We start from the raw sequence: 4,821 nt of genomic DNA on the forward strand, positions 1-4,821 counted from the left end.
GCATTAAATACACCTGCACTATATACCAGTTTACACAAAAAATTCCGCACACCCCTTAATCAATTTAAATGAGCCTGAATAAGCTCATAAATTCACCCCGGAGATGAAACAAGGACGTTTCAGCACGCATCCCAAAGAGACTCAAGTTTCCTGATATCTCCATAAAAACCAAAAAAATATGGTTTAAAAATAAACAGTCCTATGATTATGGCATATTTCCTGCTCTGAATGGATTCCTGCTTTCGAAAATGGATCCTGTTTTTTACATTTCTAAACTCATTGATTGTGACCTTTTCACGTTGTGACATGAAGATGTAAGTGTGTTTTTCAGAAAATGAGTATGACCAGAATATGACAAGGGCTGAATCAAGACCTGCCATATTCTGGTCATTATCTGCCATAATCCGGCAGTAGGTACAGAGTGACTTTCGATTACCTGATTATGTTCTTCAGGATAGCACCTGTGAGAACTGCAGTTTCCAGATTTACGTTTGTCAAATTGGATCCTGTCATATCCGCGCCGGTTAGATTGCATCCGTTAATTTTGCATCCATTTAGATTTGCCCCTGCCATCACCGCTCCGCTGGCATTCGCGCTGCTGATGTCAGCCCCGGTAAGATTTGAATTACAGAGATTAACCCCCTCCAGATTTGCTCCCAGAAGTTTGCTTTCTGTCAAATTAGCCTCAGAAAGATTACTCATCCTCAGATCAGCTCCCTCCAGATTTACTTTATCCAGGTTAACTCCTCTGAGATTGCATGAAGTGCAAACCTTTGTGGAAAGCAATCTGTCCAGATCCTGCTGACTATACAATAACGAATCTTCTTCCTGTGCAATTCCAGAAGCGGCAGCAGCCATTATTACAAACCATCCAATCATTATCTTCTTGTAAATTGCAAGAGACATCCAGCACCTCCATGATGAATTTTTCAGAAATTAAAGCTCCTGCCATGCCACTTCTGTGTATGTTTTTTGTGAGCAATTCGGAGCAACCGGAGCCGAATTCATATATGTCAAAGTGTTCCAGCTTCCACTCTTAATAAATTCACCTCCACAAATCATAGACCCTGTTACATCGCCGGAACCGCTTTTCTTGAGATTTCCCACTCGTGCATATATCAATCCGCTCACCCTTCCACTCCCGGACATCGTGATATCACTGTCACGGCTGACTATTGCAGGATATCTGTTTACCGCTGTAAAATTCCCGCTTCCGGAAATCGTAACCGAACCTGTAGCGATAATACTGCCTGTCACATTTCCTGATCCGGAATACTTGAAATTCCCGTTTACCCATAAAACCCCTCCGGGAATTACGGTGCTTGAAGAGCCGGTAATATGAATACCGTTGACAACTTGACCATGTGCGAGAGCATGTTCGTAGTATGGAGTCAGATCAATTGACGGAATAGACACCTGATTGACTGTGCCTATTGTCTTCGAGCCGGTTATTTCACCATTTCCGGACATTGCAATATTTGGTGCAATCGCACTTCCCACAATGTCACCCGAACCTTTCATCGTAATCCCTGCAACAGAAGAAAGCAGACCGCAGTAGAAATTACTCGATCCAGACATTTGGAATGCGCCATTTGTATGAAGCATGGCACTACCTGTATTGCAGGTACCAGAACCTGACCAGGTCATTCCCCCTCCCGAGATAATCCCGTAATTGTACGCAGAATCATCAGGAGACTGGCAATCACCCACTTGACAAATAACTACGATTGTCTTGCTGATCTCATTCACAAACCCGGTGGAACTTATGATCACAGTATCAGCATCTTCATCTGTACTTGCCATGACAGTATAATGCCCGTTTCCAAAGGGAATACTGTCAAAAAGTGTAACAGTGGAGTTTGCCGATGGAACCATGCCGCCTGAACGGAAAGAGGAAAGCGCCTGCTCTTTTCCTGCTTCGGCAATGTTTATGGCACTGATATTCATCCTTCGAAAGCCGCTTTTTTTCGTAGCATTGCCAACTGTATAATTCACAGCCAGAAAAGCGAAATTGAAGATAACTGCCATCACCAACACAGCCACCAGGGCTCCACCGCTGTCATTTTGAAATCTTTTTCTCATACCACCTGCTCCTATCTGCCAAACCATTCAGACCTATGGACATCGAATGGATTCAATGTTGGCAATTAAATTATGTAACCAGAAAAAAGGAAAAAAACGGAAGAGGGTTTTCCGAAGTGATAATATCTGGGATTATGGTGTTTTGGGACTGATAAACGTGAAAAGCTTAAACTCATGAGGGAATTGATTGCCCAGGGCACAGAGAATTTTAATTAACAGAGCAATGATTCATCTCTCAGAGGAGAGTTTTTGTGATTGGAACTTCTAAACTACTTTTGCATAGAACAATAAATTGCCTCAGAGATGAATTAAGGACTTTCAACTAATACACTATTTTATCTCCGGGTACTTTTTTTGTGAATAGAGCATATAAAAAGCATCTCACATAGAACAATAATTTACCCCGGAGATGAAATAAGGACTCAGAACCAAGAAAACCGCATCGCGGCGGTTCATTGGTTCGAGACTGAAACAAAAAACCTAAAAAGTAAAAAGATAGTCCGTCCCGTTTTTTACCTTTTTTGCATCGTGAGCTTTTTGTGACTGGAACATCGAAAAAACATCTCACATAGAACAATAATTTACCCGGAGATGAAATAAGGATTCAAAACCAGGGAAGTCGCATCGCGGCGGTTCATTGGTTCGAGACTGAAACAAAAAACCTAAAAAGTAAAAAGATAGTCCGTCCCCTTTTTTAACTTTTTGCATCGTGAGCTTTTTGTGACTGGGACATTCAAAAAACATCTCATATAGAACATTAATTTTCCCCGGAGATGAAACATGGACTCAGAACCGGAGAACTCGCATCGCGGCGGGGCGTTGGTTCAGGCCTGAAACAAAAAACCTAAAAAGTAAAAAGATAGTCCGTCCCCGGCCCTCTTGTAGTCCATCAGTACTACATTTTAATAATCCATGTAATTGCTAATGCCCGAAATCACAGTAAATTATATAATATCTGAAAGGGCACCCACATGGTTAATATCTTCGACTATTTTGATTACCGCAAATTCCTGAGAGACATATACGAAGAACTGCATCAGAAAAATCCCAACTTCTCTTACAGATTTATCCAGGATAAGACCGGTATAGACCCCGGGTTTCTGGTCAAAGTCTTTAATGGCCAGAAAAATATCCCCGAGGATTCCATCCCCAGATTCTCTAAACTGCTTAAACTCAACAAACGTCAGTCAGAATATTTTACTAATCTTGTCTTCTTTGGCAGAGCAAAATCGGATATTCAGATAAAAACTTACTTTGAAAAGCTGCTCTCTTTTAAAGAGCCGGGGTGCTGCAGGGTTGAAGCGGGGGCCTATGAGTTTTACACCCGGTGGTATTATACCGCTATTAGGGAGTTAATAGGGGTATATCCATTCAGGGGAGATTATGAAGAACTCGCCGGACTTCTTGTGCCCCCTATCAAAGCATCCGAGGCCAAAAAGGCTGTAGCACTGCTTGAGCGCCTGGGGTTTATAAAGAAGAATGAGGATGACAGATATGTTCAGACTAACAGATTTATTACCACAGGTGAACAATGTCATGACATAGCAGTGAGGATATTTCAGAAAGATACGATCAATCTTGCATATGAGGCTCTGGAAAGGATCAGTAAAGAATCACGTGATATTTCCACTACTACTGTTACGCTTTCTCCGGAGGGGTTTTCCAGGCTCAAGGAAAAAATTGCCGAGTTCCGGCGTGAGGTACTGAAAATTGCCAACGAAGAGGAAAACGCGACCGGAGTATACCATGTCAATTTTCAACTCTTTCCAATCAGTAAAAACTGGAAGGAACCGTCTTAATGAGATCGTTTGCTGCTTTATTCATAACAACTTCAGTGCTTCTCTTCCAGTGTTCTCTGGATATTGCCGGTGGTCCGGGATCCGGTTCTGAAACGACAAACAGTATCACAGTGGCGGCGGCCTATCCTGACGGATCCCCGGCAGCAGGAGCGATAGTACGTTTAAGAGCTTCTGATTATCTGCCATTGACTGGTTCTCCTGGAAATACATCTGCATATCTTGACACAATCACCGATAATTCAGGATCTGTTCTCTTGACCAACCTGGATTCGGGCAGCTACTCAATTGAGATAAACGACAGGCAAGGTTATGCAGCACTGGTTTCATTTCAGGTAGATTCAGGTGATACGGACTCTTTAGGTTCTGTACTGAAAAAAACCGGGACAATCTCCGGTTCTGTCAACTCCTCCACGGAAGTCTCATCAGCGATTGCCGAGATCTATGGGCTGGAAAGAGTTACAGCAATCGATCCTCTTACCGGAGAATTTACAATTGAAGACGTTCCAGAGGGGACATATTCAATCCGGTTTTCTTCAGAAGATGATCCGGAGATTAAAACAGAGGTCTATGGTGTTACTGTAATGGAGTCATCTTCACCTGAGCCCCTGATAGTCGGGCTCTCCTGGCCTTTTGTCCAGAATATCTTTCTTAACACAAGTGATGATGGGGCTTCGGTCTCAGAGACAATTCTCGATTTTCCGGTACTTATAAGACTAAGTTCATCTGATTTTGATTTCAGCACAACCTCAAATGACATGCCCCGGATTCGTTTTACAAACAGCCATGGAGATACACTCCCCTGCCAGATTGAATTATGGGATTCTCTTTCCGGCAAAGCAGTGATATGGGTCAGGGTCGATACTGTCCGCGGTGATGGCTTGACAGTGATAAGGATGCTTTCAGGGAAAAACGATGCATCGATGAAATCGGATGGAGCTGA

General features: G+C 42.8%; 5 protein-coding genes. 2 read left to right on the forward strand and 3 right to left on the reverse strand.

Annotated elements, in window-relative coordinates; translation table 11 throughout:
- Positions 1-119 precede the first annotated feature (119 nt).
- The 3 genes from GX089_06455 to GX089_06465 are packed head-to-tail and all read right to left on the reverse strand — an operon-like array spanning position 120 to position 2,082.
- On the reverse strand, positions 120-401 hold the full coding sequence (locus GX089_06455; protein NLP02116.1) for a hypothetical protein: 282 nt from the start codon (positions 399-401) through the stop codon (positions 120-122).
- 31 nt (positions 402-432) lie between these two features.
- On the reverse strand, positions 433-906 hold the full coding sequence (locus tag GX089_06460) for a pentapeptide repeat-containing protein (GenBank protein NLP02117.1): 474 nt from the start codon (positions 904-906) through the stop codon (positions 433-435).
- A 30-nt stretch (positions 907-936) separates the two neighbouring features.
- Positions 937-2,082: a hypothetical protein gene (locus GX089_06465; protein ID NLP02118.1), complete on the reverse strand. Its 1,146-nt coding sequence runs from the start codon at positions 2,080-2,082 to the stop codon at positions 937-939.
- 971 nt (positions 2,083-3,053) lie between these two features.
- Here GX089_06465 and GX089_06470 point away from each other — a divergent pair.
- Together GX089_06470 and GX089_06475 are read left to right on the forward strand one after the other, a co-directional pair.
- A complete protein-coding gene (locus tag GX089_06470; GenBank protein NLP02119.1) occupies positions 3,054-3,881 on the forward strand; it encodes a TIGR02147 family protein in 828 nt (275 codons plus the stop codon).
- Positions 3,881-4,821: DUF2341 domain-containing protein (locus tag GX089_06475; protein NLP02120.1), on the forward strand; the 941-nt coding region annotated here is incomplete at its 3' end. The genes GX089_06470 and GX089_06475, both read left to right, overlap by 1 nt.

The organism is Fibrobacter sp. (assembly GCA_012523595.1).
Classification (GTDB): Bacteria; Fibrobacterota; Chitinivibrionia; order Chitinivibrionales; family Chitinispirillaceae; genus JAAYIG01.

Bases quoted from the DNA above. Each gene is read 5' to 3' on its own strand.
- GX089_06465 (NLP02118.1), bottom strand. From the start codon at position 2,082: ATGAGAAAAAGATTTCAAAATGACAGCGGTGGAGCCCTGGTGGCTGTG.
- GX089_06455 (NLP02116.1), bottom strand. From the start codon at position 401: ATGGCAGATAATGACCAGAATATGGCAGGTCTTGATTCAGCCCTTGTC.
- GX089_06460 (NLP02117.1), bottom strand. From the start codon at position 906: ATGTCTCTTGCAATTTACAAGAAGATAATGATTGGATGGTTTGTAATA.
- GX089_06470 (NLP02119.1), top strand. From the start codon at position 3,054: ATGGTTAATATCTTCGACTATTTTGATTACCGCAAATTCCTGAGAGAC.